The sequence below is a fragment of the Ruegeria sp. CDSC079 genome, from assembly GCF_059610505.1.
This window is the reverse complement of the sequence record NZ_JBXWNT010000004.1, coordinates 267987-293857: the sequence shown is the minus strand read 5'-3', so window position 1 is coordinate 293857 and position 25871 is coordinate 267987. Positions and strand designations below refer to the sequence as shown.

Genomic DNA, 25871 nt, shown 5'->3' with positions numbered 1-25871 from the left:
AAGGCCCCGGCGTCTATGTTATCAGATTTTCCCAGCGATCAATCGTCGCGGTGGACCTTTTCGCGACGCTCATGCCGTTCCTGCGCCTCAAGCGTCATGGTCGCGATTGGGCGCGCATCCAAACGTTTCAGCGAAATCGGATCACCGGTCATCTCGCAATAGCCGTACTCGCCTTCATCAATCCGGCGCATGGCAGAATCGATCTTGGCAACCAGCTTGCGCTGACGATCGCGGGTGCGCAGTTCCAGCGCGCGATCGGTTTCTTCGCTTGCGCGGTCAGCGACATCCGGAATGTTACGGGTATTGTCCTGCAGCCCTTCGATCGTATCGCGGCTGCCAGCCATTAGTTCGTTTTTCCAATCCAGCAGCTTGCGACGAAAATACTCTAGCTGCCTGTCATTCATAAATGGTTCGTCTTCAGCTGGACGGTAATCTTCAGGCAGAAAAACTTCCTGCTTCATTTTTGCTCCCTCGGTGTGGCCTGCAACGCCGGTCACTCTCTCATTACCTGACATGCGGCAATCCCCTTCTGCGGAGCGTTTATCTGACAGCGCAGTAATTGTCACTATGCAAACGTCGCCCCGGCGCCGCGCCATTGCGCGTGATCTAAATACGTCCAACCAAACAACAAAACCTTGTTTTTCTGTGAAAATTAACTGGCCATTTCAGGGCAACGCCAAAAAGACGGCACCGGATGTTAGCGCACGAATCAACCAAAAGCATTGTAGTTACTCGGCAATTTCCCTTCATGCGACGCAGCGACCTGGCTTGTCAAAATTTCTGCTGCGCGGTAACCCCAAGGGCGCATTTCGCACGACACTTGATGAGGGGCCAATGACCGCACGTTTCCAAGGAACAGCCGAATACGTCGCCACAGACGATCTGACCATTGCGGTAAATGCCGCCGTGACGTTGGAACGTCCCTTGCTGGTCAAAGGTGAGCCTGGAACTGGCAAGACCGAGTTGGCCAAGCAGGTGGCCGGAGCATTGGGGCTGCGGATGATCGAGTGGAACGTGAAATCCACCACCCGCGCGCAGCAGGGACTGTATGAATACGATGCCGTCAGTCGTCTGCGCGACAGCCAGTTGGGTGAAGAGCGCGTGCACGACGTGTCGAACTATATCCGCAAGGGTAAATTGTGGCAGGCCTTTGAAACCGATGAAAAGGTCGTGTTGTTGATCGACGAGATCGACAAGGCCGATATCGAGTTTCCGAACGATCTGCTGCAAGAGCTCGATAAGATGGAGTTTCACGTCTACGAGACCAGCGAAACGATCCGCGCCAAGAACCGTCCGATCGTCATCATCACATCGAACAATGAAAAGGAACTGCCCGACGCCTTCCTGCGCCGGTGTTTCTTTCACTATATCCGGTTCCCTGATGAGGCCACGATGCGCCGCATCGTCGAGGTCCATCATCCCGGCATCAAAGATGCGCTTTTGACAACGGCTCTGACCCAGTTCTATGAGATTCGCGAAACTCAGGGCCTGAAGAAAAAGCCATCAACCTCAGAGGTGCTGGACTGGCTCAAGCTGCTGCTGGCCGAGGACCTGACCGCCGAAGACCTCAAGCGCGATGGCGCCAATGCCCTGCCCAAACTGCACGGTGCGCTGCTTAAGAATGAACAGGACGTGCACCTGTTCGAACGCCTGGCATTCATGGCCCGCAACAAACGCTGAGCCGGTAAACCCTCGGTGATCGCCGCTTGCCTTAGCAAGTCTCGGATGCAAGCATTGGTCTCAGGTTGCCCGGCTTGTCCGGGCAATTTACCATCAGACCCAACGGGACTCAGCAATGCCAGAAACAGTAACAATTCGAGCCTTGCATCCGACTGATCGCGAGGACTGGGCGGATATGTGGCGGGATTATCTGGCGTTTTATGAAACCACGGTTCCGGATTCCGTCTATGACAGCACATTCTCGCGACTGCTGGGGGTTGATCCGAACGATTTTTCTTGTTTCGTCGCGCAGGCAGACGGAGGGCTTGTGGGTTTGACCCACTTTCTGTTCCACCGCCATGCCTGGAAGGAAGAAAGCGTGTGCTACTTGCAGGATCTATTCGCCCGCCCCGAGGCGCGCGGCATGGGGGTCGGTCGCGCTTTGATTCAGGCCGTTTACGATGAAGCGGACCGGCAAGGTGCACCGTCTGTCTATTGGCTGACGCAGGATTTCAACCATACCGCGCGAAAGCTCTATGACAGGATTGGCAAACAGACACCTTTCATCAAGTATCAGCGCCCATGACGCGATGGGTCGCAATCTTGATCAGCTTTGTCCTGACCGCATGTACCACGATTGAGCCTGCCGAAAGCCCATCCGTGATTGTGGACGTCGAACCACCCCTGCCCCCTGCCAAGTCCTTTACGCGTGCATACCCCTCGCCTCCGGCGCGGTCGAATGAGAACATGGCAGCGGATTTCATCTCTCTGCATTTCGCACTGGAAGGGGGTACGGAACTGCCTGTTTTTACGCGGTTCGAAACCCCGATCACGGTGCGGTTGACCGGGGCTGCGACGCCCTCGCTTCAAAAGGACCTGGGCCGCCTGCTGACCCGTCTGCGCACCGAGGCCGGGATAGACATCAAACAGATCAAGGACGGTCAGGCCAACATCACGATCGCGGCGGTCAGTCAAAAAGAGATTCAGGCCATCCTGCCTCAGGCAGCATGTTTCGTGGTGCCCAATGCCTCAAGCCTTGAGGAGTACCGCCGGGATCGGTTCAAACAGAAAAGCAGCTGGACCAAACTGAGCAGCCGTCAGCGACTGGGCATCTTCATTCCCGCCGATGCAAGTCCGCAGGAAAAACGTGACTGCCTGCACGAAGAGATCGCACAGGCGCTTGGCCCGCTGAATGACCTGTATCGCCTTCCGGACTCGGTATTCAACGATGACAATATCCACACGGTTCTGACCGGGTTCGACATGTTGATCCTGAAGGCCGCATATTCATCCCAACTGCACAGCGGTATGACACGTGAACAGGTCGAAACGGCCATACCCGAAATTCTCTCGCGTCTGAATCCGCGCGGTGATGCGGTGCCGGTACAGCCCATGTCGGAAACTCCACGAGCCTGGATTTCAGCAATTCAGAAATCCTTGCAATCCAATCGCAGCCAGCAATCGCGCATGAGGCAGGCCCGCAAGGCAGCCCGAATTGGCAAGGAACAAGGTTGGACCGATCACCGGCGCGCTTACCCTCATTACCTGATGGGCCGCATGGAACAGTTCGATGATCCGCAAGAGGCGTTGCGCCAATATGATATTGCCCTGCAGTTTCTGCGCGCTACACCGGGCACGGAATTGCATCAATCCTACATCACGACCCAACTGGGCGCCTTTGCGCTTTCGCAGGGCAATGGGCCAGAGTTCCTGCCCGAAATCGACGATGCTATCAACGTGATGACACGGGCCGAGAACGCCTCGCAGCTTGCAACGTTGTTGTTGCTGAAAGCCGAGGTCCTGAATGAAGTCGGCCGTTCCACAGAGGCACGTTCCATCAGACTGGACAGTCTGAGATGGGCACGATACGGCTTTGGCTCGGATGTAGTGGCCCGGTCGCTTATGCAGGACGTCGCAGAAGGACCAGTCAATTAACGGGGGCGATTAACGCATGATAGTGGTTCTGGGACTGGCGGTGCTGGGTGCGCTCCTTGGGGCGCTGACCGCGCGCAAACGCAACGGCAGCGGCGCTGATATCGCGCAATATGCAGCCGGATATGGAATCGCCTTTGCGCTGGTCGGGCTCATTCTGTCCTTGGTTCTGGTTCGCTTTGTGGTGTAGCCCATGTTTGTTCCCTTTTTCGAAAACCTTCGCAAAGCCGGTATCCCCGTATCCCTGCGGGAATATCTGACCTTTCTGGAGGGTATGAAAAAGGGGCTGGCAACCTATGATGTCGAGGCGTTTTATTACCTCGCCCGCGTGTCGATGGTGAAGGACGAACGCAATATCGACAAGTTCGACCGCGCTTTTGCCGCCAGCTTTGAAGGGCTGGAACAGATCGGGTTCGAACAGGTCCTCGAAGCCGTCGACATCCCTGCCGAATGGCTGGCGAAGATGGCGGAAAAGCACCTCAGCGAAGAGGAAAAAGCCGAGATCGAGGCCCTTGGCGGATTCGACAAGCTGATGGAGACGCTGAAAGAGCGGCTCAAGGATCAGCAAGGCCGCCATCAGGGTGGCAACAAATGGATCGGCACCGCCGGAACCTCGCCCTTCGGGGCCTATGGGTACAATCCCGAAGGCGTGCGGATCGGTCAGAAGGAAAGCCGCCATCAGCGCGCGGTCAAGGTCTGGGACAAACGTGAGTTCAAGAACCTCGACGACACGGTCGAACTGGGCACGCGCAACATCAAGGTCGCGCTGAAACGCCTGCGCCGCTGGGCCCGCGAGGGTGCGGCGGAAGAGCTTGATCTGGACGGCACCATCCGCGCAACAGCCGAGCATGGATATCTAGACGTCAAAACCCGGCCCGAACGGCACAATGCCGTCAAGGTTCTGTTGTTTCTGGACGTCGGAGGCTCAATGGACCCACATATCAAAGTGGTGGAAGAGCTGTTCTCGGCCGCAAGAACCGAATTCAAGCATCTGGAATACTACTACTTCCACAACTGCCTGTACGAAGGTGTCTGGCGTGACAACATCCGCCGCTGGGACCAGCAGACGCCGACCCATGAGGTGTTGCGCACCTATGGTCCCGATTACAAATGCATCTTCGTCGGTGACGCCTCGATGAGCCCTTATGAGGTCGCCTATCCCGGCGGTGCCAATGAACATTGGAACCAGGAGGCTGGCCAGATCTGGCTGCAGCGGGCACGCGACCAATGGGCATCGAACCTGTGGATTAACCCAGTGCCTGAGAAGTATTGGGAATATACCCACTCAATCGGAATGATCCGCGAGATTTTTCAGGATCGGATGGTGCCGATGACTCTGGCCGGGCTGGAAAAAGGAATGCGCGAGCTGACGCGATAACGCCAGCCCGCGGATCAGGTTCTGCCAAGGCCGGGATTACCCGGCGATGGCCTGAATGCCCAGAAACAGAACACCCGACAACACAGCCGCCGCGGGCACGGTAATAATCCAGGCTGCTATGATCGTCATAAAGTGCGAGCGGCGCACCAGCTTGCGCCGGCGGCGTTCTTCCGGTGCCAGAACCGTCCGCTCAGGCACTGTAATGCGGGCTTTACGCAGCCGTCTTTCAGCATCCCATTCACGGAAGAAGCCGACACCAAAGACGGCACCCACTGCAATATGGGTCGAGCTTACGGGAAGACCCAGCCAACTGGCCACGATAACGGTGATGGCTGCGGACAGCGCAACGCAATAGGCACGCATCGGGTTAAGTTTGGTTATTTGGCTGCCAACCATTCGGATCAGTTTTGGCCCAAACAGGAACAGGCCAAACGAAATGCCAAAGGCGCCGATGATCATGACCCAATAGGGAATACTAATCGCCTGGGTGAAATCACCCGAGGCAGAGGCTTGCACGATGGCTGCCAAAGGCCCAACGGCATTGGCCACATCATTGGCCCCATGTGCAAAGCTCAGCAATGCGGCGGATACGATCAGAGGGATGCCGAACAATACTTTGAGGGATTTATTGCGGTTCTCCAGACCTTCGGATTGACGCCGAATAACCGGAATCATCACGGCCCAGACCAGCCCACCACAGGCGGCTCCGATCAACAAAGCCGTGCCGAGGTCGATCTTGACGATCTTCTTGAGCCCCTTCAGCGCCAGATAGCTGGCAAAAGCCGCTGCCATGATACCAACCAGCATCGGCACCCATTTCCGGGCCGCGGCGATCTTGTCGTCCTGATAGATAATCCGCGACTTGATGAACCAGAGAAATCCTGCGGCGACCAGACCGCCAAGCATCGGCGAGATAACCCAGCTGGCCGCGATCTTGCTCATCGTCCCCCAGCTTACTGCGCCAAAACCGGCTGCGGCGATCCCCGCCCCCATGACGCCTCCGACAACCGAGTGGGTCGTGGACACAGGCGCTCCGACCCAGGTCGCCAGGTTGACCCAAAGCGCCGAAGACAACAAAGCCGCCATCATTGCCCAGATGAATACAGTCTGCGTTCCCATGCTTTCAGGAGCGATAATGCCCTTCGCGATCGTGGAAACAACGTCGCCTCCAGCGATCAGCGCGCCGGCACTTTCGAATATGGCAGCAATCGCGATGGCGCCTCCCATGGTCAGCGCATTGGCCCCGACCGCCGGTCCCATATTGTTGGCAACATCATTGGCCCCGATATTCAGCGCCATATAAGCCCCAAACATTGCCGCAAGCACTACGATCAGCGTGTTGTTGCCTTGTCCGAACAGGAAGGCTGCCACAAGACCTGCGACAACGATAAAAGAAAGCGCGATGCCAGACCCGACAAATGGGCGACCCACCTGGGAGGTTGCCACTTCTAGCCGAGAAAAGCGTCTAAGGTCGCGGTCAAGCGTTTCCAGGTGACGGGCTTCGTGGTCATTGTTGGACATTGTGTATTCTCCGACGAGTTCCCGTGCGGATAAGGCGGCAGGCGGCGTTTTTCAACAGTTAGAATCCTAATGAACCCAGTTTCCACTGCGTCATGGTAGCTTGGAGACCTTTCAGGCCCACGGAAACGCTGATGCCTTGCCCTTGTGTCTGCTTATCCCCATATCAGAACCATGCTCCGAATTACTCCGATTCTTCTGGCGGTTCTGTATGCCGTGGTGATGTACCGGATCTCGGTCTGGCGCACTCATCGCGAGCTTGACCTGAAATCGACCGAACTGGCCGATCCCGCCCTCAAGCGTATGACTGACCGGCTGGCGGCGGCGCTGGGGATCGAGAGAGTTCCGGTCTATATATATGAAATCGACCCGGTGAACGGGCTTGCGGCGCCGGATGGACGAATATTCATCACACGCGGGTTTTATCGCAAGTTCCTCAATGGCGAGGTTTCCGCCGAAGAGATGGCGAGCGTCATCGCACATGAACTGGGGCATGTGGCCTTGGGTCATGCACGGCGACGGATGATTGATTTTTCTGGACAGAATGCGTTGCGGACAGCCTTGATGCTGCTTCTGAGCCGGTTCATCCCATTCATCGGTGCGATGATTGCAAATGCGCTGACTGCGCTTTTGGCGTCGCGCCTGTCACGTGGGGATGAATATGAAGCAGATGAATATGCCGCCGCCCTGCTGACCAAAGCCGGAATCGGCATCGGCCCGCAAAAGTCTCTGTTTCACAAGCTTGAGGATTTGACGCAGCAACGCGCGGGCGTTGTACCCGCCTGGTTGATGAGCCATCCCAAAACGGATGAGCGGATTGCGGCACTGGAAGTGCTTGAGCAGCGTTGGGCGCGTGGCTGAGGCTCGGCGGCGAGAGGCCAGCCTCTCGCGCTCTCCGAGGTATTTTTGGCCAGATGAAACAGGGATCGCGCCTAGGTAGTCAGCGCTTTACCCAGACGCGGCAGGCGGGCTTTTTTCATCAATCCACGCAAAGTCCATGTATCGCCTGACAGGCGGTTTGCTTCGGCCAGTACCTGCTGTGCAAGCTGGTCCAGCCCTTGCGGGTCGTTATACCAGAAACCATACAGCAGACTGTCAGGGTCACGCCGCTCAAGCCCTTCTTCTGCAAGAATATTTCTGGGGAAATCCTTGGCGTTGACCGTGACGATGGTATCCGCTGACGCGGCTACTGCAGTGGCCAAAACGTGGATATCAGCGGCGTCCGGCAGCCAGAGCCGAGCCTGCAGACCATCATTGGCTGGGCGTTCTGCCTTGGGCCATTTGACCTGCGTCAGGGCAATCTCGGCACGGGCCTGCGCCTCGCCCTCGGGGCCCAGCTTGCGTGCGGCGCGGGCCCATTCCTCGAGGATGCGCGCCGACCATATAGGGGTGAAATGACCTAGTCGGGCGGTGCCCAACAGCATCTCACGCATCACCGTTGGATAGATGACGCAGGTATCGAGTACAGCCTTCATAACCGGTAGAACACGGCCTTGAGGTAACCGCTTTCAGCCAGCTGCGGCAGTTGCGGGTGATCGGGCCCGGCAAAGCCCGTATGGATCAGTTGGGCTGAGCGCCCGGCGCGCCCGATACCACGGGATGAGGCGTCGCGGAAGCGGCCCAGATCAGCAGCGTGCGAGCATGAGCATAAGCCCAGATATCCGCCCGGCTTGACCAGTGTGGCGGCCAATCGCGCAATGCGTTCATAGGCCCGCAGCCCTGCATCCAGCGCCTGCCTTGATGGTGCAAAGGCGGGAGGATCACAGATAACGACGTCGAATTTAGCGCCTTCGTCGTTCAACTGAGCCAACACATCAAAGGCATCGCCTTGGCGCGTGTCGAATTGATCGGCAAAGCCAGAAGCCTCGGCCCCTTTTGCGGCCAACTCCAATGCCGTGGCCGACCCGTCGACCGACAGCGCCTGTCCGGCGCCACCCGCCAGCATCGCCAACCCGAACCCTCCGACATGGCTGAAGACATCCAGTACCTGTGCCTTGGGTTGAACCAGCTGCGCAGCAAAGGCGTGATTGGGGCGTTGGTCATAGAACAGGCCGGTTTTCTGACCGCCCGCCAAATCCGCCATATAGGTTGCACCGTTCATCAACACGGGCAAAGGCGCATCTGGGACAGTGCCGCGCAAGGTCAGGTTGACATCATCCAACCCTTCCAGACCGCGTGTCCGGCCCGAGGCGTTTTTCAGCACGGTCGTCACGCCGGTCACGGCGGTCAGTGCATCGGTCAACATATCCAGATGCGCTTCGGCCCAGGCAGCGTTGGGCTGGATCACACACGCCTCACCGAACCGGTCGATGATGACACCCGGAAAGCCATCGGCCTCGGCATGGACCAGGCGGTAAAAGGGCGAGTCAAACAGGCGTTCGCGCATATCAAGCGCGCGGCGCAGACGGGTTTCGAACCAATCAGCCGTCAGCTCGGCGTCAGGATCGCGGTCCAGCACACGGCACATGATTTTCGATTCAGGATTGACCGCCACCAGCGCGATCGGCGCGCGATTTTCATCCTCGAGCACGGCCAGCGCGCCAGCAGGGATTTTGCGCGTGCGACGGTCGGTGACAATGTCATTGGCATAGACCCACGGGAAGCCATGGCGCAGGCCGCGCGCATTGGCTTTGGGTTTCAGGCGGATACGGGGACGGTCTGCAGTTTGGGTCATGGCGACCTCATAGTCGCGAACGCGCCGAGGGGAAAGCCCTAGCGGTTGCGAGACCGCCAACCACCGCGCCGTTTCGGCGCCTGAGCAGATTGCAACCCTTCGGTCAGCACCTGTGTCATTGGGTGATCGGCCTCATCTTTGGCATAGATGGCGTGCAGGTCAGACAGGGCTTGCCTCTGATCACGCCCCTCCGGAAGGCTTAACGCCCAGTCCAGAAAGATACTGCGACATTCGGGCAATGTGATGCCATCGATGCGATAGGCCTCGCGGATCAGGCCTTTGTGATCGTTCGGATCGTCATTGCGCGGCATCTTTATCCTCCTGAATCACGCGGCCGATAATTTCGGCGGCGATATCGTAGCTTTCCTGCAACGCGGCCTGCAACTGTTCTACCTGCTCATACCCGGTGGCCCGACACAGGAAGGCGGAACCGCCCTCTCCGATTTTATCGGCCTCGATAACCTTACCTGACAACAGCCGAGCTGCGCATTGCACAGACCAGCATAGATCGTAGCAATCCTTCAACGTTTGCGCCTGAGCGACATCCAAAAGCGCGGCTGCGACTGCACCGTCCAACCCGGCATGTACATCGCGCTTTGCAACACCGGACAGTAAAGCGCCTGTTTCGGCCATCAGCTCTATGTCCATCATGCGTCCGGCCCCATTCTTGGCATCCCAAATACCGGCGGGGGTTTTCGCGGCTGCCAGACGCGCGCGCATTTCGGCAACTTCGCGCAAAACCTGCGCCTGATCGCGGGAGCGCGAAACAAGCTCTGTTCGAAAGCTCTCGATATCGTCGGCCAGTGAGGGCTCACCGGCGACGGGGTTTGCGCGTGTCAGGGCAAGGTGTTCCCACACCCAGGCCTCATTCTGCTGATAGTTCGTGAAGCTGGCCCAACTGGTCGCCACCGGCCCCTGATTGCCCGAGGGGCGCAGCCGCATGTCGACCTCATAAAGTCGCCCCTGCGACATCGGGGCCGACAGCGCCGTGATCAGTGCCTGCGTGAACCGGGCATAGTAGGTCCGCGTGGCAAGAGGCCGTGGGCCCTCGGACATGTCCTGATCCAGCGGGTCGTAGATCACGATCATATCCAGGTCAGATTGCGAGTTGATCCGCCCTGCCCCCAGGGATCCCATGCCTAGCACAGCGGCACCGCGACCAGGTGCGGGCCCGTGTTTGCTGGTGAACTGCTCCACAACACATGGCAGGATCGCAGCGATCACCGCGCTTGCAAGTTCGGCATATTGCTGCCCCGCCTGCACGCCGTCGATCAACCCGCGCAGATGGTGAACGCCGATCCGGAAATGCCATTCCTTGCACCAGCGCCGCGCCAGATCAAGCTGGCTTTCGTAGTCTTGTTCCTGCGACAGCTCTTGTTCCAGTTCGTCCTGGAGCACGGCTTGGCCCGGCCAGTCGTCAAAGAAGCTGCCGCCAATCACCGCATCAAAGACCGAGGCGTTGTGCGACAAATGCGCGGCCAATGCATGCGACGTGCCTACTATATCGACAAGCAGGTCGATAAGCTGCGGGTTGGCCTCGAACAGAGAAAACAGCTGCACGCCCGCAGGCAACCCGCGAAGGAACCCGTCCAGTGCCAGCAGCGCCTCATCCGGTTGGGCGGTTTTGGCAAGACGCGTCAGCAGCTCGGGTTTCAACCGTTCGAAAATCCGCGCCCCGCGCTGAGAACGCAGTGATGGGTAGGTCGTCCAGCGCGCCAATATGCTTTCGTCAAATTCAACTTCTGGCAAAGGTGCACGGGCTGTCGGGCCGGGGGCGAAAAAACCTTCGGTCAACTCATGAACCTCGGTCAGCCGCCGTTTCAGATCCGCAGTCAGATCGGCGCTATCAATCCCCATCAGGCATGCAATCCGCTCAATCCCGTCCGAGGATTGCGGAATCTTATGGGTCTGCGCATCATGGATCATCTGAATGCGGTGTTCGACTTCGCGATGCGCGCGGTAGTGATCGGTAAGCTTTTCAGCCACGTCCTCGGGCACCCACCCTTTGCCGGCCAAAGCCGCCAAACCCGGAACAGTACCACGCACGCGCAGGTCCGTATCGCGACCTCCGGCAATCAACTGTCGGGTCTGAGTGAAGAATTCAATCTCACGTATCCCGCCTTGCCCTAGTTTCATATCATGACCCGGAATGGTCAGCGCACCGCCTGTCCCTTTGTTTTCGCGGATACGCAAGCGCATGTCATGGGCATCCTGAATAGCCGCGAAATCCAGATGCCTTCGCCAGATGAAGGGGCGGAGCGTATCCAGAAAACGCTGCCCCGCAGCGATATCGCCAGCGCAGGGACGCGCTTTGATATATGCGGCGCGCTCCCAAGTGCGGCCCAGACTTTCATAGTACCTTTCGGCAGCTTCCGCAGCCAGACAAACTGGCGTCACCGCAGGGTCAGGCCGCAGCCTTAGATCGGTGCGAAATACATATCCATCCGCTGTCTTGTCACTGAGTGTGGCGCAGAAATTCCGTGTCGCCCGGACCATCCCTTGCCGCGCTTCATAGAAATCGTCCGGATCATAGCGCGTTTCGTCAAACAAAACGATCAGGTCGATATCAGAGCTGTAGTTCAACTCATGCGCACCCATCTTGCCCATGGCCAAAATGATCATTCCCGCGGCAGAGGCGACATCATCTTCGGTCATCCCCGGCAATTTACCTCGCCGGATCAAGGTTGCAATCTCGGCCTTGGCGGCAACATCCGCTACCATGGCCCCGAAATCGGTTAGTGCCCCTGTAACTTTTTCCAACGGCCACGCCCCTGCCAGATCCGCCAGGGCGGTCAACAGCGCCAAACGCCTCTTGGCCTGCCTCAGCCCCGGCCTGAGTTGATCCGCAGGCAAGGCCCTTGCGGTTTCCATAATGGATGCAAGCATCGCGTCCGGTTGAGCCAAAGCTTGCGGTAGCCAGTCGGCTTCCAGATCAATCAGGCCTTTGAGATAGGGGCTGGAGCCCGCAGCCCCTGCGATCAGTTCCCCCTGCTCAGGTGTTATGCCACCCACTGCTTCGCGCGCTTCGGAACCAAGTGAATGATCAAAGGCGCGCGGTACACGGTTGACGGCAAGAAGTCCTGTCATTTCATCTCCGATGACGTGGTTTTAGTATTTCTGTGGCCAAATTTCTAACCCGACATTGCAACAATCTGGCGCTTAACTCAAAACAGCGCCGCAGCAGACAACCCAGTCAATGTTTGAAAGAAACCGTGGTGCGTTAGACTGAAATTGCGCTTGTTCAGATGTCAGGTCAACCATCCGAAATTCAGAAATGTAAATCATTTTCACATTGACCTCTTGTAACTGGGTTTGGTGCCCCCATCTATTCAATGTGAAAACAATTTACATCTAACCCGGAGAGCACCAATGACCGCATTGACCGAACACGCCGTCCCTGAAAACCCGGGATGGCTCAGCCGCGCAGAAGCCTGGCTTGACGATAAAGGCAAAGGGGCCTGGATCGCAGCCATGGTCCTTGGCTTCATCTTTTTCTGGCCCCTTGGCCTGGCCCTTCTGGCCTACATGATCTGGAGCAAACGTATGTTCAACAAGTCCTGCAGCCGTCGCAAATCCTGGCACAGCCACATGAGCGCAATGAAGCCCTCGGGCAACAGCGCATTCGACGCCTACAAGTCCGATACTCTGGCTCGGTTGGAGCGTGAGCAACAGGAATTCGAAGCGTTCCTGCATCGCCTGCGCGAAGCGAAAGACAAGGCCGAATTCGACCAGTTCATGGATGAACGCGTCCGCGAGAACCGCGAAAGCGACGAATCCGGCGATAACGCCTGATCGACCTTGCCCTGTTCCGACAATCGGGACAGGGTATTTGAAACATCTACCGGAATGACCCGTATGCACTCCTTGCCAGACCCGAACCGACAGCCCGAGTTTTACCAGTCCGTCACGACCAAACGGTTCCTGGCCTGGCTGTTCGATATCGCCTTTATTTCACTGCTTTGTACCGTCGCCATCGTCCTGACCCTCGGGCTCGGCGTACTGATACTCGCCCTGATTTATGCGGTGGTCAGTTTTGTCTATCGCGTCGTCACAATCGCCAACGGCTCGGCCACTCTGGGTATGCGTTTCATGGGGGTCGAACTGCGCGACGCTTTTGGTGAACGAATGGACACAGGTAAAGCGGTCGCACACACAGCCGGTTATTTTGTCAGCATGGCATTTCCGGTGCTGCAAATCATTTCAGTCATCATGATGCTGACCGGCGCGCGCGGCCAGGGCCTGACTGACACTCTTCTAGGCACGGTTATGATTAACCGTCGCGCTTAAAAGACTGTCGCGTGAATCACTTGGCGGCTCCGGGAACGGTTGTTATCATCCCGTTTCAGGAAACATAGGACATTCATGCGACACACGCTGCCAATCGCGCCGCAATTCTACGTTACGGCCCCTCAGCCTTGCCCTTATCTTGAGGGCAAGATGGAGCGTAAGCTGTTCACAGCCCTGCAAGGCGAAGGCGCGAATCAACTGAATGACTCCCTTTCCCAGCAAGGGTTTCGACGGTCTCAAAACGTCCTATACCGCCCTTCCTGCACCGATTGCGCCGCGTGTTTGTCCGCGCGGATCGACGTTTCGGCCTTTCAACCCAGCAAAAGCCAGAAACGCGCGGTCAGGCGGAACTCATATCTGCGACGCCGGGCGAATTCCCCATGGGCTACCGACGAACAGTATGACCTGTTCCGCACCTATCTTGACACCCGACATGCGGATGGCGGCATGGCGGATATGGACGTCTTCGAATTTGCAGCCATGATCGAAGAGACCCCCATACGCAGCCGAGTGGTCGAATATTCAGACCCGGAATCCGGCAATCTGATCGCTGTCAGTTTGACCGATGTCTTGGATGACGGGCTGAGCATGGTCTATTCATTCTATAGCCCGGAACAGCCTCAGAATTCACTGGGCACGTACATGATTTTAGATCACATCGACATCGCACGCGAGGCGGGTCTGCCCTATATTTATCTTGGCTACTGGGTGCCTGGCAGCCCGAAAATGGGATACAAATCCCGCTTTGCAGGGCTGGAAGTGTACAGTCAGGGCGAATGGAAACGGGTCAAGGATCCCTATGACATTGCACATGACGGCCACCACCCGCTGTCCACAGCCCCCATCGCCGAACAGGTTGCCAGCATCCAATTGCCTGATCGTCACCCGACCAAAGGCTGAAACCTGATGCAACAAAGCCTCCACGCCGTTACGCTTGTCGTGCCGGATTACGATGATGCCATCGCCTTTTTCACGCATACACTCAGCTTTTCCCTGACGCAGGACATCGACTTGGGCGCTGGAAAAAGATGGGTCCGCGTAAGCCCACCCGGATCCACCGGGGGCTCACTTCTTCTCGCCAGGGCCGCCGATGCAGATCAGAGAACCGCAATCGGCAACCAGACAGGTGGCCGGGTCGGCTTCTTTCTGGAAACCGACAATTTCGACCGCGACCACAAGGCCATGCTGGCCAAAGGCGTCCATTTCGAAGAATCCCCGCGCCATGAACCTTATGGGACCGTAGCGGTCTGGCAGGACCCATTCGGCAACCGCTGGGATCTGATCCAATTCACCTGATCCTCATCTTCATCTGGCCCAAAATACCTCGGGGCTGAATTGGCCACAGGCCAAGAAGGGGCTGGCCCCTTTTACCTACCAACAAAGCAAAGGGGGCCCGCAGGCCCCCTTTTCCTTTAAACACCTAACTTCGATCAGTTCGGGATCAGATCCGGCACGATGGTCACAATCGCAGGGAAGAACCAAAGGATTCCGATACCTACCACCTGGATCAGCACAAACGGTACAATCCCACGATAGATGTGGCCGGTGGTCACTTCTTTCGGCGCGACCCCGCGCAGATAGAACAGCGCAAATCCAAAAGGTGGCGTCAGGAACGAGGTCTGCAGGTTCACCGCCACCATGATCGTCACCCATTTCGGATCAAAAGACCCGCCATAGATTACCGGGCCTACAATCGGGATCACGATGTAGATGATTTCCAGGAAATCCAGTACGAACCCAAGGAAGAACAGCACCAGCATCACGATCAGGAAGACCGTGAATTCATTGTCAAAGCTCTTGAGGAACTGCTGGATATAATGCTCACCGCCAAACGAGATCACCACAAGGTTCAGCAACTGAGACCCGATCAAAATGGTGAACACCATTGAGGTCACCTTGGCGGTTTCCCGCACCACCGGGGTCAGCACGCCGCTGGAATACAGAACCCAGCAGCCGAACAGCAAACCGAACAGGGCATACAGATAGGCCGCATAGGCTATGATGAAGGCAATCCAGGTTTCGGCCGAGGCGCTGCTCTGATTGATGCGCAGATCAAAATTGACCCCCATCAACAGGGCAATGACCACGGCGAAGGTGGCCCAGATGATGACCTTGCCAGACCGCTCCTGATCTTGCAGCTTGCGATAGGCCGCCAGCATGATCGCACCACCTGCGCCCAAAGCCGCCGCCGGTGTTGGGTTGGTCACCCCACCCAGGATCGACCCCAGCACCGCGATGATCAGAACCAGCGGTGGAAAGACCACCCGGATCAGATCATTGGTGGCACAGCGCGCCGCAGCCTCTTTGCAGCCATAGATGGCCAAGGCAAAGGGCAACGCCAGCATCACAAAGGTCAACCCTGACGACGTTGTTGGCGACACGAACAGAATATCGACAAGCAACATCAGGATCAGACCAATGGCCCCAAGGATCAGCGGCTGCGGCGACCGAGACGGCGCGATGCCCCGACCCATCACAATGGTCAGACCAAGCAACAGAACCATCACCGCAACACCCGTTCCAATCGGAGCGGCGTTGGCAATCTTCTCCTGCTGCGCGGTGGCAAGCTCTTCCTCGGTCAGACGAGTTGATTCTGCGGCACCACCTGCGTCATCAATGGCCGTTTGCTCGGCCACGGCCTGATCCCAAGCGGATTGACCATGCAGCTCGATCATCGAGGCTTTGCAGGTTTCGGAAACGTTGGTCCGCAGCGATGCGCCCTGCCCGATATCGGAGAAGGCCGAGACCGAGACGTTCTGGCTGCCGATAACCCCCAGATTGCCCAGTAGAACTGTACCCACGATCAGCGCGACAGGCGCACCCAGCAACCAGGTGAAACCTTCTGAACGGGTAATGGGCTCTCCGCTGCCGCCGGTCATGGGCACCGCAGGCGCCTTATGCGGGTTGAGCAGCGCATAGCCAAAGGCATAAAGCGCATATAGCAGCGCCAGCATGATCCCTGGCAGCAAGGCGGCCTGGAACAAAGTACCAACCGATACGACCGCAGGCTGACCTAGATAGGTCAGCGCGTCTGTACACCCGGCATCAACCGCGCGCGTCTCTTGCGCGGTGGAATACAAGTCTCCGGCCAGAGTTCCCAGCAAAACAATCACGATCGAGGGCGGAATGATCTGCCCCAGCGTTCCCGAAGCCGCGATGACACCCGTCGCCAATTCAGGCGAATAGTTGTTGCGCAGCATGGTTGGCAGCGCCAGCAAGCCCATGGTTACAACGGTCGCGCCCACGATCCCGGTTGAGGCCGCAAGAAACGCCCCCACGACCACAATCGAAACGGCCAGACCACCCGGCAACGGTCCAAAGACGCGCGCCATTGTGGTCAGCAGATCATTGGCGATCTTCGACCGTTCAAGCGTGATGCCCATCAGCACGAACATCAAAACCGCCAGAAGGGTTTCGATAGACTGACCGGCCAGAACCCGCTCGTTCATGCGGTTCACGATGAACGACACGTTGCGGTCCAGCGCGGTTTCCCAGCCCGAGACAAAAACAGGCTCGGCAATCCTTGGTAAGTCCGGGAAGCGGAACACTGATATGGTATCGGGTTTAACCCCGGTGCTGACCAGATCCCGATACGCCGCAGAGCCGGTGTCGATCGCCTGGTGAATCAGCAAACCTGCGCTGTCCAATGCGGCGATGATGCCGAATGAGATCACTCCTGCCCCGCCGATGGCGAAGGCCACCGGAAAACCGGATAGAATACCTCCGAAGAGGCAGAAAAATACGATAATGAGGCCTATCTCGACGCCATCAAGTCCGAATAGCATTGTCTGGTTCTCCGTCCCTAATGCGCGCCTTCGTAGGCTTCTTCACCCTCGCCAAGGCTGTCCTTGTCGAGGTATTTTCCAACACTTTCCGGGCCTTCCACATATTCCAGATACGAGCGGTACAGGAATGCAATCGCGTGCAGGAACACCATCGCTGCGAAGGCGATCAGTAGGATCTTGAACAGGAAATAGCCGTTGAATCCGTTGGGGCTGAACCCGATGGTTTCCACGTTCCAGCGCAGCGCGCGGGACTTGGCCACCAGCCGGTCCAAAGTATCACTGGCCGAGGGCTTCGGCACGATCAGATGCCGCCACATGAAGTACCAGCCATACATCCAGGTCAGCACCGCCATCGGCATCATGAACAGTACAGCACCACACATGTCGACCACACGTTTGGCGCGGTGGCTGATGCCGGCATAGATCAGGTCAACGCGGACATGGCCGCCCTGTACAAAGGTGTAGGTGCAGCACAGGCACACGACCATGGCGTTATACAGTTTCAGCTCTTCCGCGAACCAGCTGATATCCATCTGAAACGGGATACCCAGCCCAAAGGACATATCCGGGCGGGTAAAGACCCGCTGCATGAACACGATGATGATCTGCTGAACCACCATCAAAAGGCCTGCCCAGGCGAAGAAACGCCCCGTCGTGTTGGCAAAGCCTTCAAGCCCGCGCACCATCGCCCACATGAAGTTGCGGTAGTACAGACCAATGGCCGTCAACACCAGAAACAGCGTGAAAACCACAAAGAAGAACTCGACCGACCCGCCGTAATAGACAAAGCGCATGACCGCTTCTTTGTCCGACCAGTCCAGCCAGAGTTGCGGATGCGTGATGGCGTATCCGAAATTAATGAAGGCTTCGGCAATGCTCTGAATGAACCATATCAGTCCATTCCACAGGGCGCCGAAGAACGAGATACCGTTTTCGTCCTGCATGTTGTCCCCAGGTCGCGTCAGTTGCACATTTGAGAGTTACAGTTTGTCCGACCGTCAGATGCGCAACGGGAAAGGCTCCCCCGACATGCGGGGGAACCGATTTCAAAGATCGAAGTGACTTAGCCGCGAACGCGGTCGCGCTGCGAGGTGTAGACACCCGACGACAGATTGTTCCAGGCCGAAGACGCGGCCATGGATTCCATCGCGCTGTCGTGGATGCGCTTGAACAGCTCGTCGCCCATGTTCTCGTCCAGGACTTCCTGGCTTGCGGCACCAAACGCGTCCCAAACGCTGTCCGGGAACTCCATGACCTTGACGCCACCTGCCTGCAGACGCTGCAGCGCCGCGCCGTTGTTGGCCAGGAATTGCGCCAGGTTCCACTGATGGCATTCACCTGCGGCGATCTCGATGATCTTCTGCTGCGAGGCAGACAGGCTGTCATAGACCTCGCGGTTGGTTGCCAGCGAAAGACCCGCACCCGGCTCATGGAAGCCCGCGGTGTAGTATGTCTTGGTGATTTCCTGGAAACCGGCTTTTTCGTCAGCCCACGGACCGATCCACTCGGTTCCGTCGATCGCGCCGGATGACAGCGCCTGATACACTTCGGAGCCCGGAATGTTCTGTACGGATGCGCCCAGTTTACCCAGAGCTTTACCGCCCAGCCCCGGCATGCGGAACTTCAGGCCGTTGAAATCTTCGGGGCTGTTGATCTCTTTCGAGTACCAGCCACCCGCCTGCGCACCGGTGTTACCAGCCAGGAAGGATTTCAGGCCAAAGATTTCGCCCAGCTCGTCATGCAGTTCCATACCACCGGCATGGTAGTACCAGTTCACCAGTTCCTGGGCGGTCATACCAAACGGAACAGCGGTAAAGAATGCATAGCCCGGATGCTGACCCACAAAATAATAGTCTGCCGCGTGGTACATATCGGCCTGACCGGATGATACCGCGTCAAACACTTCGAACGCGCCAACCAGCTCACCGGCTGCTTTGATCTCAACGTTCAGGTTGCCGTCCGACATGGTGGTGATGCTGTCGGCGCAACGCTGCGCGCTGTCGAACACACCTGCAAGGCCACGGCCCCAGGATGTGACCATGGTCAGCGTGCGCTTGCCCTGTGCATAGGCCGGTGCCGCCAGCGTGGTCGCTGCAGCAGCCGAGCCGCCCAGTGCGGATGTTTTCAGAAATGAACGACGGTCCATATGAGTGATCCTCCCCTTCATAATCATGACCCGGATTGTCCGGGCCTGTCGTATTCAACAGCGGCAAGACTAGTCACAAGGAAGTGAAAGGGAATACCTACTACTGCGTAGAAACGCGGCTTTCTGCGCGAATTGCACAGGCAATAACGGTCCAATCATAGCAAAACAGGGATTTTTGGTGCCGTTTTCCCGCCAGACGCCCAATCTTTTTGCAATTTTGCTGTGGCTTGCGTATCGATTCGTCCATGCAAAGACTTCGACAACTGGTCTCGTTGACCTATGCTCAAAAGCTGTCGCTGGTGGCAGCGATCCCGCTGGTCGTGGCGGTGGCCGCGATTGCGGTGATGGTTGCCTATGAGGCGCGCGCCACTGCCGAGCGCGAAATTGAAGCACTGGAACGCTCTTTGATTCAGGCCAAGAAGGAAGAGCTGCGCAACTATGTGACTCAGGCGCGCAATGGGTTTGCCTATATCTACGGGCGCGCGGCTCCGGATGACACCGCCGCCAAAACTCAGGTCGCGCAAATCCTGTCGGCCATGATCTATGGGCAGGACGGGTTCTTTTTCGTCTATGACTATGACGGCACCAATCTGGTCAGCCCCCGTCAGACTGAGTTCATCAACCGAAATTGGGAGGGTCTGACCGACAGCGACGGCACACCGGTGGTGAATGAGTTCATCCGCCTCGCCAGGCAGGGTGCGGGTTGGCACAGCTTTATGTGGCAAAAGCCCTCGACCGGGGAAGAGGCGCAGATGATCGCCTATGTCGTCGGCCTTCAGGATTGGCGCTGGGTTGTGGGCACCGGCGTCTTCATCGACGACATCGTTGCCGCCGTTGCCAGCGCCCGGGCCGAGGTTGAAGCGCGCGTGCAGCGTACCTTTATGTATATCGGCGCCATTGTTCTGGCCGCTGTTCTGATCGTCTTTGCCTCGGGCATGCTGTTGAACATCCGCGAAAGACGTCTGGCCGATGCCAAGCTGAAACAGCTGACCCAACGGGTGTTCGACGCACAAGAGGAAGAGCGCGGCCGTGTGGCACGCGAGCTTCATGACGGGATCAGCCAGATCCTTGTGGGCGTGCGCTTTGCGTTGGACAACGCCCGCCGTCGCCTGTCGCGCGGCGATGATGTGGGCGCGCATGATCCACTGGACAAGGGGATCGAGCATCTGGGAACCGCTATCAGCGAGGTCCGCCGCATCAGTCGCGACTTGCGCCCAGGCGTGCTGGACGATTTGGGCCTCGGCCCCGCGCTTGAGGCTCTGACAGATGATTTCCGCGAGAGAACCGGGATCGAGACCGATTTCTCGACCGTTGTTTTCCGCAACCGGCTGGATCAGGATAGCAAGATCGCCCTCTACCGCATCGCCCAAGAGGCCCTGACCAATATCGAACGCCATTCCGGTGCCACCCATGTCACCATCGATCTGCGCGGGCACAAGAAAGGCGCAACCATGCGAATAACCGACAATGGCCGCGGTTTGCGCAACTCTCCGGGTCGGGGCAGTACCGGGATTGGGTTGCGCAATATGCAGGAACGGATCGAGCAACTTGACGGATCGCTGCGTATTCTGTCATCACGCGGCCACCGCAGCGGCACAGTGATCGAGGTCAGCCTGCCACTCAGCCACCTGTTGCCGCCACAGGAAGACGCAACTCCGAACCGAAAGGCCGGTACATGAGCGACCAGACGATCCGGGTCCTGATTGTCGACGATCATCCAATGGTGGCCGAGGGGATCCAGTCGATCCTCGAAAGCTATGACGACATCACCGTGGTCGGGACACTCAGCAGCGGAAAGAAAGCGGTTGATCAGGTTGCAAATCTGAAGCCTGACGTCATCCTGATGGACCTGAATATGCCCGGGCTAAGCGGTCTGAGCGCAACTGAGATCATCCTTGAACGCATACCGGACACCTGCATTTTGATCCTGTCCATGCATGACAGCCCCGAATATATTTCGACTGCTCTCAGCCACGGTGCAAAAGGGTACGTGCTCAAGGACGTCCCAACGGATGAAATCAAAAAGGCCATCGACGCCGTCATGCGGGGTGAACAATATTTGTGCACGGGCGCAAGCGGTTCCCTCAAACCCAAAGGCGACACAACGCGCGAGGCTTTGACCGGGCGCGAGCAGACGATCTTGCTGGAGCTGGCACAGGGTAAGTCGAACAAAGAAGTCGCCCAAACCCTTGATATCTCAGTGCGAACGGTCGAGACCCATCGCAAGAACATCAAACGAAAATTGGGCATATCCTCAACTGCCGGCCTGACCCGCTATGCGCTGGAGCACGGCGTTCTACAGGGCACCAGCCCAGGGTTCTGATCCCGTAGCGCGGCACGCGCTGCTCGGCCTAGCCTCCGCAGGCAGGCGGGCAACGGGCGAGAGCACTCTTAGTTACCGTCAATCCAGAAGGGCGTCACGCCGGACTCCTTCCTTGTCATGGTGATGCTGAAGAACACGCCCATATAACTGACGGGTCCGTTCCACCCCACCGCACATGCCTTCGGTTTCGACAAAAGAAAAGATCCCGACATATCGTCTGCGCTCTCCTTTCACGGGAGCGACCCGGTGCAAGGAATAGCGCCCTTTGAAAATCTGCAGATCCCCTGGGTTCAACACCAACTGGTGCACCCGTTTCCGATCACCGTCCAGTACTGCAGAAACAGCCGCGAAATTCTCATCCTCGGCGCTTCGCAGGTTGGGGGCATATTCGAATTCACCACCGAATTCTCCATTCTGAATGGCCAGCGTCACGGTGTAGTTGTTGGTGTCAAAATGCCAGGGAAACCCCTGCCCTTCTTCGACCACGTTGACGATGACATCAGCCAAAGGATCATCGTAGCGAAAGAACCGGTCTTCGGACTCGTTCAATGCCGTTCGAATGAAAGGTAAAAAACCAGCGAACTCATAAATACGTCGCAGCGGTCCGGATTTGGAAAAACTGTCCGCTGGCACAAAGGCATTCGACCGATCATAAAATCGACGCACCGGATGGCTTGGCGCCAATGCCGGGTCGTCTTTGGTGAAATACGCATTCGTTCGGCTAAATGACCTATGTGCACCTACGGCAGTCTTATCGGCTTCTTTCAGCAAACGCGCCACGCCATCCTCGTGTACGAAACTTGGAAGAACAGCACAGCCGTCCCGATCCAGCTCGCGCCTCAGATCACCTATCAGCTGCTCATATGCCCATGAACCGGGGCGGTCTATCGGGTATCGCCCGAGATCAACCAGATCCTGCAACATGTTCGGCCTCCCTCGCCACTGCAATTAAGTCCAGCGTGACTCAGCCTAAAATCACGATCATGCCCGTTTCGGACATCGGCATGACGCATTTCGACACTTCCGTGCCACTCACCAAGCATTGCAAAGGGGCGAAAATCCCGAAAGTTCCGAACATGCGTCAAAATGCGCAATAAAATGTCGCAAAATACCACCCAGAAGTTAGAAAATTGGTGCAATTGCCTGTTGACGCCCCTTTCCACCGCCCATAATGTCCAACCCACGCAAAAAGGAGCCTCTGGCGATGAGAACGCTAGTCGTAATCGTAGGAACCACGCGCATGGGCCGGTAACGGTAAACCATAATCGAACCCATGCGCCTCCGAAAATCTCGGGGGCTTTTTTTATGCGAAACGCAAGACACATGTCGCCAATGGAGCAAAGCAGATGACACGTGAGATGACCGGCGCAAAGATGGTAGTTCAGGCCCTCAAGGATCAGGGTGTGGACACGGTATTCGGATACCCCGGCGGCGCCGTGCTACCGATCTATGACGAGATCTTTCTGCAAAACGACATTCGCCACATTCTGGTGCGTCACGAACAGGGTGCGGTTCACGCCGCCGAAGGCTATGCCCGCTCGACCGGCAAGCCCGGCGTTGCGCTTGTGACCTCGGGCCCCGGCGCTACCAATGCGGTGACCGGGCTGACCGATGCGCTTCTGGACTCGATCCCGATTGTTGTTCTGACCGGACAGGTTCCGACCTTCATGATCGGCTCGGACGCCTTTCAGGAGGCTGATACTATTGGCATCACCCGCCCCTGCACCAAACATAACTGGCTGGTAAAGGACACGAATTCGCTGTCCGATACCCTGCACGAGGCGTTCCATGTCGCCACCTCGGGCCGTCCTGGCCCGGTCCTGATCGACATTCCCAAGGACGTTCAGTTTGCGTCCGGAGAATACAGCGCACCGAAACCATCTACCTCACACTATCAACCTGTTCTGAAAGGCGATCTGGAAGAGATCACCGAGTTGGTTGCTGCGATTGAAACCGCGAAAAAGCCAGTGTTTTACACTGGTGGCGGCGTCATCAATTCGGGCCCGGCAGCCAGCCAATTGCTGCGGGAACTGGTAGACGCAACAGATTTCCCGATCACTTCGACCTTGATGGGTCTGGGCGCCTATCCGGCGTCTGGCAGGAATTGGCTGGGCATGCTGGGCATGCACGGGTTGTATGAGGCCAATCTGGCGATGCATGATTGCGATCTGATGATCAATATCGGCGCTCGTTTTGATGACCGCATCACTGGACGGATCGACGCGTTCTCGCCCGATTCCAAAAAAGCGCATATCGACATCGACCCGTCTTCGATCAACAAGGTGATCCGCGTTGATATCCCGATTGTTGGCGATGTGGCCCACGTGCTTGAGGACATCCTCAAGGTCTGGAAATCGCGCGGTCGCAAGACCAACACCGCAGCTATTGCGAAATGGCAGGAACAGATCGGCGAATGGCGCAAGGTGAACTGCCTGGCCTATACCAACAGCGAAAAGACCATCAAACCGCAATACGCGCTGCAACGCCTTGAAGAACTGACCAAAAAACATAACCGTTACATCACGACCGAGGTTGGCCAACACCAGATGTGGGCCGCTCAATACCTTGGCTTCGAAGATCCCAACCGCTGGATGACCTCAGGTGGTCTGGGCACGATGGGTTACGGATTCCCGGCCTCGATCGGTGTTCAGATGGCACATCCCGACGCGCTGGTGATCAACGTGGCTGGTGAGGCCTCGTGGCTGATGAACATGCAGGAAATGGGCACCGCTACGCAGTATCGCCTGCCGGTGAAGCAGTTCATCCTGAACAACGAACGCTTGGGCATGGTGCGCCAGTGGCAGGAACTGCTGCATGGCGAACGGTATTCGCATTCCTGGTCCGAAGCGCTGCCTGATTTCGTCAAGCTCGCCGAGGCGTTTGGCGCCAAGGGTATCTTGTGTTCTGACCCCGCCGATCTGGACGATGCGATCATGGAGATGATCAACTATGACGGCCCCGTGATCTTCGACTGTCTGGTCGAAAAGCACGAGAACTGCTTCCCCATGATCCCGTCGGGCAAGGCCCACAACGAGATGCTGCTGGGCGAGGCCGAGACGCAGGGCGTGATAGATAGCAAAGGTTCGGTACTGGTATGACAGCGCAGATGATCAGTTTTGACGCAACGCGCTTCCAGCCTACCCCGGACGAGTTGAACGAAGAAGCTGATGATTTCATCAATCCGGATGTGTTTGGCAAGGAACTCAGCATCTTTCTGAGTAAAGAGCTTGCCGCATCCGGGTTTGAGGTTTCCTTCGCCTGTGCCGAGGACTGGGGATGGTATCACGAAATTGATCACGACGAGCCGTTTGCCCTGGTTTTCGGCTGCTCAAACTATGGTGATGGCCATCTGGTTCAGTTCTCACCAAAGACCGAGCATGTGAGAAAGATGTTCAAGAAATACCACGCAGCCCCCAAGGTGGATGCATTGCGTGGCGCAATTTGGAAAATTCTGGAGAATGCCGAAGGTGTATCGAACCTTCGCTACGAAGAGGACTAGCTCAGCATGTCTGCCCTACATATCAAAAAAGGCTCCACCCGCCATTCGGCCTATAACCTACGACCCACGTTTTCCGACGTACGGGAACGCCATACCATCGCAGTTCTGGTCGAGAATGAACCGGGGGTTCTAGCCCGCGTCATCGGCCTGTTCTCGGGTCGTGGTTATAACATCGAAAGCCTGACCGTCGCCGAGGTGGACCATACCGGCCACCTCAGCCGCATCACCATCGTCACCACCGGCACCCCGCAGGTGATCGAACAGATCAAGGCGCAGCTGGGCCGGATCGTATCGGTACGCGACGTGCATGACCTGACGGTCGAAGGCGCGTCGGTCGAGCGGGAATTGGCCATCATCAAGGTGGTCGGCGACGGCGACAAGCGGGTCGAGGCGCTGCGTCTGGCCGATATTTTCCGTGCCAATGTCGTGGACAGCACGTTGAATTCGTTCATTTTTGAGATCACTGGCGCACCTGACAAGATCGACGCCTTTGCCGATCTGATGCGCCCGCTGGGTCTGATCGAAATCGCCCGAACCGGCGTTGCAGCCCTGTTGCGCGGCGATTGACCAAAACTGCCCCGCCGGCGCATCCAGTTGGCGGCGGGGTATCGGCAATACCCAATTTGCAAGATCACAATACGCCAAACGTGAACATCAACGTCACATTTGC

At 57.4% G+C, this 25871-nt stretch carries 25 protein-coding genes; 15 read left to right on the top strand and 10 right to left on the bottom strand.

What is annotated here, in order from left to right:
- Positions 1 to 38 precede the first annotated feature (38 nt).
- Complete coding sequence (gene dksA, locus AC2FIC_RS09530; protein ID WP_142633326.1) at positions 39 to 461, bottom strand: RNA polymerase-binding protein DksA; 423 nt, start codon at positions 459 to 461, stop codon at positions 39 to 41.
- Positions 462 to 834: 373 nt separating this feature from the next.
- On the opposite strand from dksA, the gene AC2FIC_RS09525 reads away from it, so the two are divergent.
- From AC2FIC_RS09525 to AC2FIC_RS09505, 5 genes are all read left to right on the top strand, one after another.
- Complete coding sequence (locus AC2FIC_RS09525) at positions 835 to 1680, top strand: AAA family ATPase (protein ID WP_271948074.1); 846 nt, start codon at positions 835 to 837, stop codon at positions 1678 to 1680.
- Between the two features lie 115 nt (positions 1681 to 1795).
- Entirely contained in the window at positions 1796 to 2245 is a 450-nt protein-coding gene (locus tag AC2FIC_RS09520) for a GNAT family N-acetyltransferase (protein ID WP_496691100.1), read from the top strand.
- Positions 2242 to 3594, top strand: coding sequence for a DUF2927 domain-containing protein (locus AC2FIC_RS09515; RefSeq protein WP_496691099.1), 1353 nt, complete (start codon positions 2242 to 2244; stop codon positions 3592 to 3594). Before AC2FIC_RS09520 ends, AC2FIC_RS09515 begins: the two co-directional genes overlap by 4 nt.
- A 16-nt stretch (positions 3595 to 3610) precedes the next feature.
- A complete protein-coding gene (locus AC2FIC_RS09510; protein ID WP_185956603.1) occupies positions 3611 to 3781 on the top strand; it encodes a hypothetical protein in 171 nt (56 codons plus the stop codon).
- 3 nt (positions 3782 to 3784) lie between these two features.
- On the top strand, positions 3785 to 4969 hold the full coding sequence (locus AC2FIC_RS09505; RefSeq protein WP_281971955.1) for a vWA domain-containing protein: 1185 nt from the start codon (positions 3785 to 3787) through the stop codon (positions 4967 to 4969).
- 36 nt (positions 4970 to 5005) lie between these two features.
- Here AC2FIC_RS09505 and AC2FIC_RS09500 read toward each other — a convergent pair whose 3' ends face one another.
- Positions 5006 to 6490, bottom strand: coding sequence for an inorganic phosphate transporter (locus AC2FIC_RS09500; RefSeq protein ID WP_496691098.1), 1485 nt, complete (start codon positions 6488 to 6490; stop codon positions 5006 to 5008).
- A gap of 171 nt (positions 6491 to 6661) precedes the next feature.
- On the opposite strand from AC2FIC_RS09500, the gene AC2FIC_RS09495 reads away from it, so the two are divergent.
- Positions 6662 to 7348 carry a M48 family metallopeptidase gene (locus tag AC2FIC_RS09495; RefSeq protein ID WP_142633315.1) on the top strand — a complete coding sequence of 229 codons (687 nt, stop codon included), beginning with the start codon at positions 6662 to 6664 and terminating at the stop codon, positions 7346 to 7348.
- A 71-nt stretch (positions 7349 to 7419) separates the two neighbouring features.
- On the opposite strand, the gene AC2FIC_RS09490 is transcribed toward AC2FIC_RS09495, so the two are convergent.
- The 4 genes from AC2FIC_RS09490 to AC2FIC_RS09475 are packed head-to-tail and all read right to left on the bottom strand — an operon-like array spanning position 7420 to position 12248.
- On the bottom strand, positions 7420 to 7962 hold the full coding sequence (locus AC2FIC_RS09490) for an RSP_2648 family PIN domain-containing protein (RefSeq protein ID WP_142633313.1): 543 nt from the start codon (positions 7960 to 7962) through the stop codon (positions 7420 to 7422).
- A complete protein-coding gene (locus AC2FIC_RS09485; RefSeq protein WP_496691097.1) occupies positions 7959 to 9161 on the bottom strand; it encodes an RSP_2647 family RNA methyltransferase in 1203 nt (400 codons plus the stop codon). The genes AC2FIC_RS09490 and AC2FIC_RS09485 overlap by 4 nt, the downstream gene beginning before the upstream one ends.
- Positions 9162 to 9199: 38 nt before the next feature.
- Positions 9200 to 9472 carry a hypothetical protein gene (locus AC2FIC_RS09480; protein ID WP_281971953.1) on the bottom strand — a complete coding sequence of 91 codons (273 nt, stop codon included), beginning with the start codon at positions 9470 to 9472 and terminating at the stop codon, positions 9200 to 9202.
- Positions 9459 to 12248 carry a [protein-PII] uridylyltransferase family protein gene (locus tag AC2FIC_RS09475; RefSeq protein WP_496691096.1) on the bottom strand — a complete coding sequence of 930 codons (2790 nt, stop codon included), beginning with the start codon at positions 12246 to 12248 and terminating at the stop codon, positions 9459 to 9461. The genes AC2FIC_RS09480 and AC2FIC_RS09475 overlap by 14 nt, the downstream gene beginning before the upstream one ends.
- A 282-nt stretch (positions 12249 to 12530) precedes the next feature.
- Between AC2FIC_RS09475 and AC2FIC_RS09470 the strand changes: the two genes are divergently transcribed.
- The 4 genes from AC2FIC_RS09470 (at position 12531) to AC2FIC_RS09455 (ending at position 14744) form a co-directional block, all read left to right on the top strand.
- A complete protein-coding gene (locus tag AC2FIC_RS09470) occupies positions 12531 to 12953 on the top strand; it encodes a DUF2852 domain-containing protein (protein WP_496691095.1) in 423 nt (140 codons plus the stop codon).
- Positions 12954 to 13016: 63 nt separating this feature from the next.
- Positions 13017 to 13448 carry an RDD family protein gene (locus AC2FIC_RS09465; RefSeq protein WP_142635100.1) on the top strand — a complete coding sequence of 144 codons (432 nt, stop codon included), beginning with the start codon at positions 13017 to 13019 and terminating at the stop codon, positions 13446 to 13448.
- 75 nt (positions 13449 to 13523) lie between these two features.
- On the top strand, positions 13524 to 14348 hold the full coding sequence (locus AC2FIC_RS09460) for an arginyltransferase (protein ID WP_496688360.1): 825 nt from the start codon (positions 13524 to 13526) through the stop codon (positions 14346 to 14348).
- Between the two features lie 6 nt (positions 14349 to 14354).
- The gene (locus tag AC2FIC_RS09455) at positions 14355 to 14744 is read left to right on the top strand and encodes a VOC family protein (protein WP_496691094.1); all 390 of its coding nucleotides are present in this window, start codon (positions 14355 to 14357) and stop codon (positions 14742 to 14744) included.
- Between the two features lie 134 nt (positions 14745 to 14878).
- Here AC2FIC_RS09455 and AC2FIC_RS09450 read toward each other — a convergent pair whose 3' ends face one another.
- The 3 genes from AC2FIC_RS09450 to AC2FIC_RS09440 all read right to left on the bottom strand — a co-directional run bounded on the left by AC2FIC_RS09450 (position 14879) and on the right by AC2FIC_RS09440 (position 19379).
- Positions 14879 to 17233 (bottom strand): TRAP transporter large permease, encoded by a 2355-nt coding sequence (locus AC2FIC_RS09450; RefSeq protein ID WP_496691093.1) that lies wholly within the window; start codon positions 17231 to 17233, stop codon positions 14879 to 14881.
- Positions 17234 to 17250: 17 nt separating this feature from the next.
- Positions 17251 to 18177, bottom strand: a complete 927-nt coding sequence (locus AC2FIC_RS09445) for a TRAP transporter small permease subunit (RefSeq protein ID WP_496691092.1) — start codon at positions 18175 to 18177, stop codon at positions 17251 to 17253.
- Positions 18178 to 18296: 119 nt separating this feature from the next.
- Positions 18297 to 19379: a TRAP transporter substrate-binding protein gene (locus tag AC2FIC_RS09440; protein ID WP_142633295.1), complete on the bottom strand. Its 1083-nt coding sequence runs from the start codon at positions 19377 to 19379 to the stop codon at positions 18297 to 18299.
- A gap of 245 nt (positions 19380 to 19624) precedes the next feature.
- Here AC2FIC_RS09440 and AC2FIC_RS09435 point away from each other — a divergent pair, with 245 nt between their 5' ends.
- On the top strand, positions 19625 to 21058 hold the full coding sequence (locus AC2FIC_RS09435) for a cache domain-containing protein (protein ID WP_142633292.1): 1434 nt from the start codon (positions 19625 to 19627) through the stop codon (positions 21056 to 21058).
- Positions 21055 to 21702, top strand: a complete 648-nt coding sequence (locus AC2FIC_RS09430; RefSeq protein ID WP_496691091.1) for a response regulator — start codon at positions 21055 to 21057, stop codon at positions 21700 to 21702. Before AC2FIC_RS09435 ends, AC2FIC_RS09430 begins: the two co-directional genes overlap by 4 nt.
- A 78-nt stretch (positions 21703 to 21780) precedes the next feature.
- On the opposite strand, the gene AC2FIC_RS09425 is transcribed toward AC2FIC_RS09430, so the two are convergent.
- Positions 21781 to 22626: a HalD/BesD family halogenase gene (locus AC2FIC_RS09425; protein ID WP_496691090.1), complete on the bottom strand. Its 846-nt coding sequence runs from the start codon at positions 22624 to 22626 to the stop codon at positions 21781 to 21783.
- A 422-nt stretch (positions 22627 to 23048) separates the two neighbouring features.
- On the opposite strand from AC2FIC_RS09425, the gene AC2FIC_RS09420 reads away from it, so the two are divergent.
- The 3 genes from AC2FIC_RS09420 to ilvN are packed head-to-tail and all read left to right on the top strand — an operon-like array spanning position 23049 to position 25768.
- Entirely contained in the window at positions 23049 to 24800 is a 1752-nt protein-coding gene (locus AC2FIC_RS09420) for an acetolactate synthase 3 large subunit (protein ID WP_496691089.1), read from the top strand.
- 8 nt (positions 24801 to 24808) lie between these two features.
- Entirely contained in the window at positions 24809 to 25201 is a 393-nt protein-coding gene (locus AC2FIC_RS09415) for a hypothetical protein (protein ID WP_496691088.1), read from the top strand.
- A 6-nt stretch (positions 25202 to 25207) separates the two neighbouring features.
- Positions 25208 to 25768, top strand: coding sequence for an acetolactate synthase small subunit (gene ilvN / locus AC2FIC_RS09410; protein WP_496691087.1), 561 nt, complete (start codon positions 25208 to 25210; stop codon positions 25766 to 25768).
- Positions 25769 to 25871: the final 103 nt, after the last annotated feature.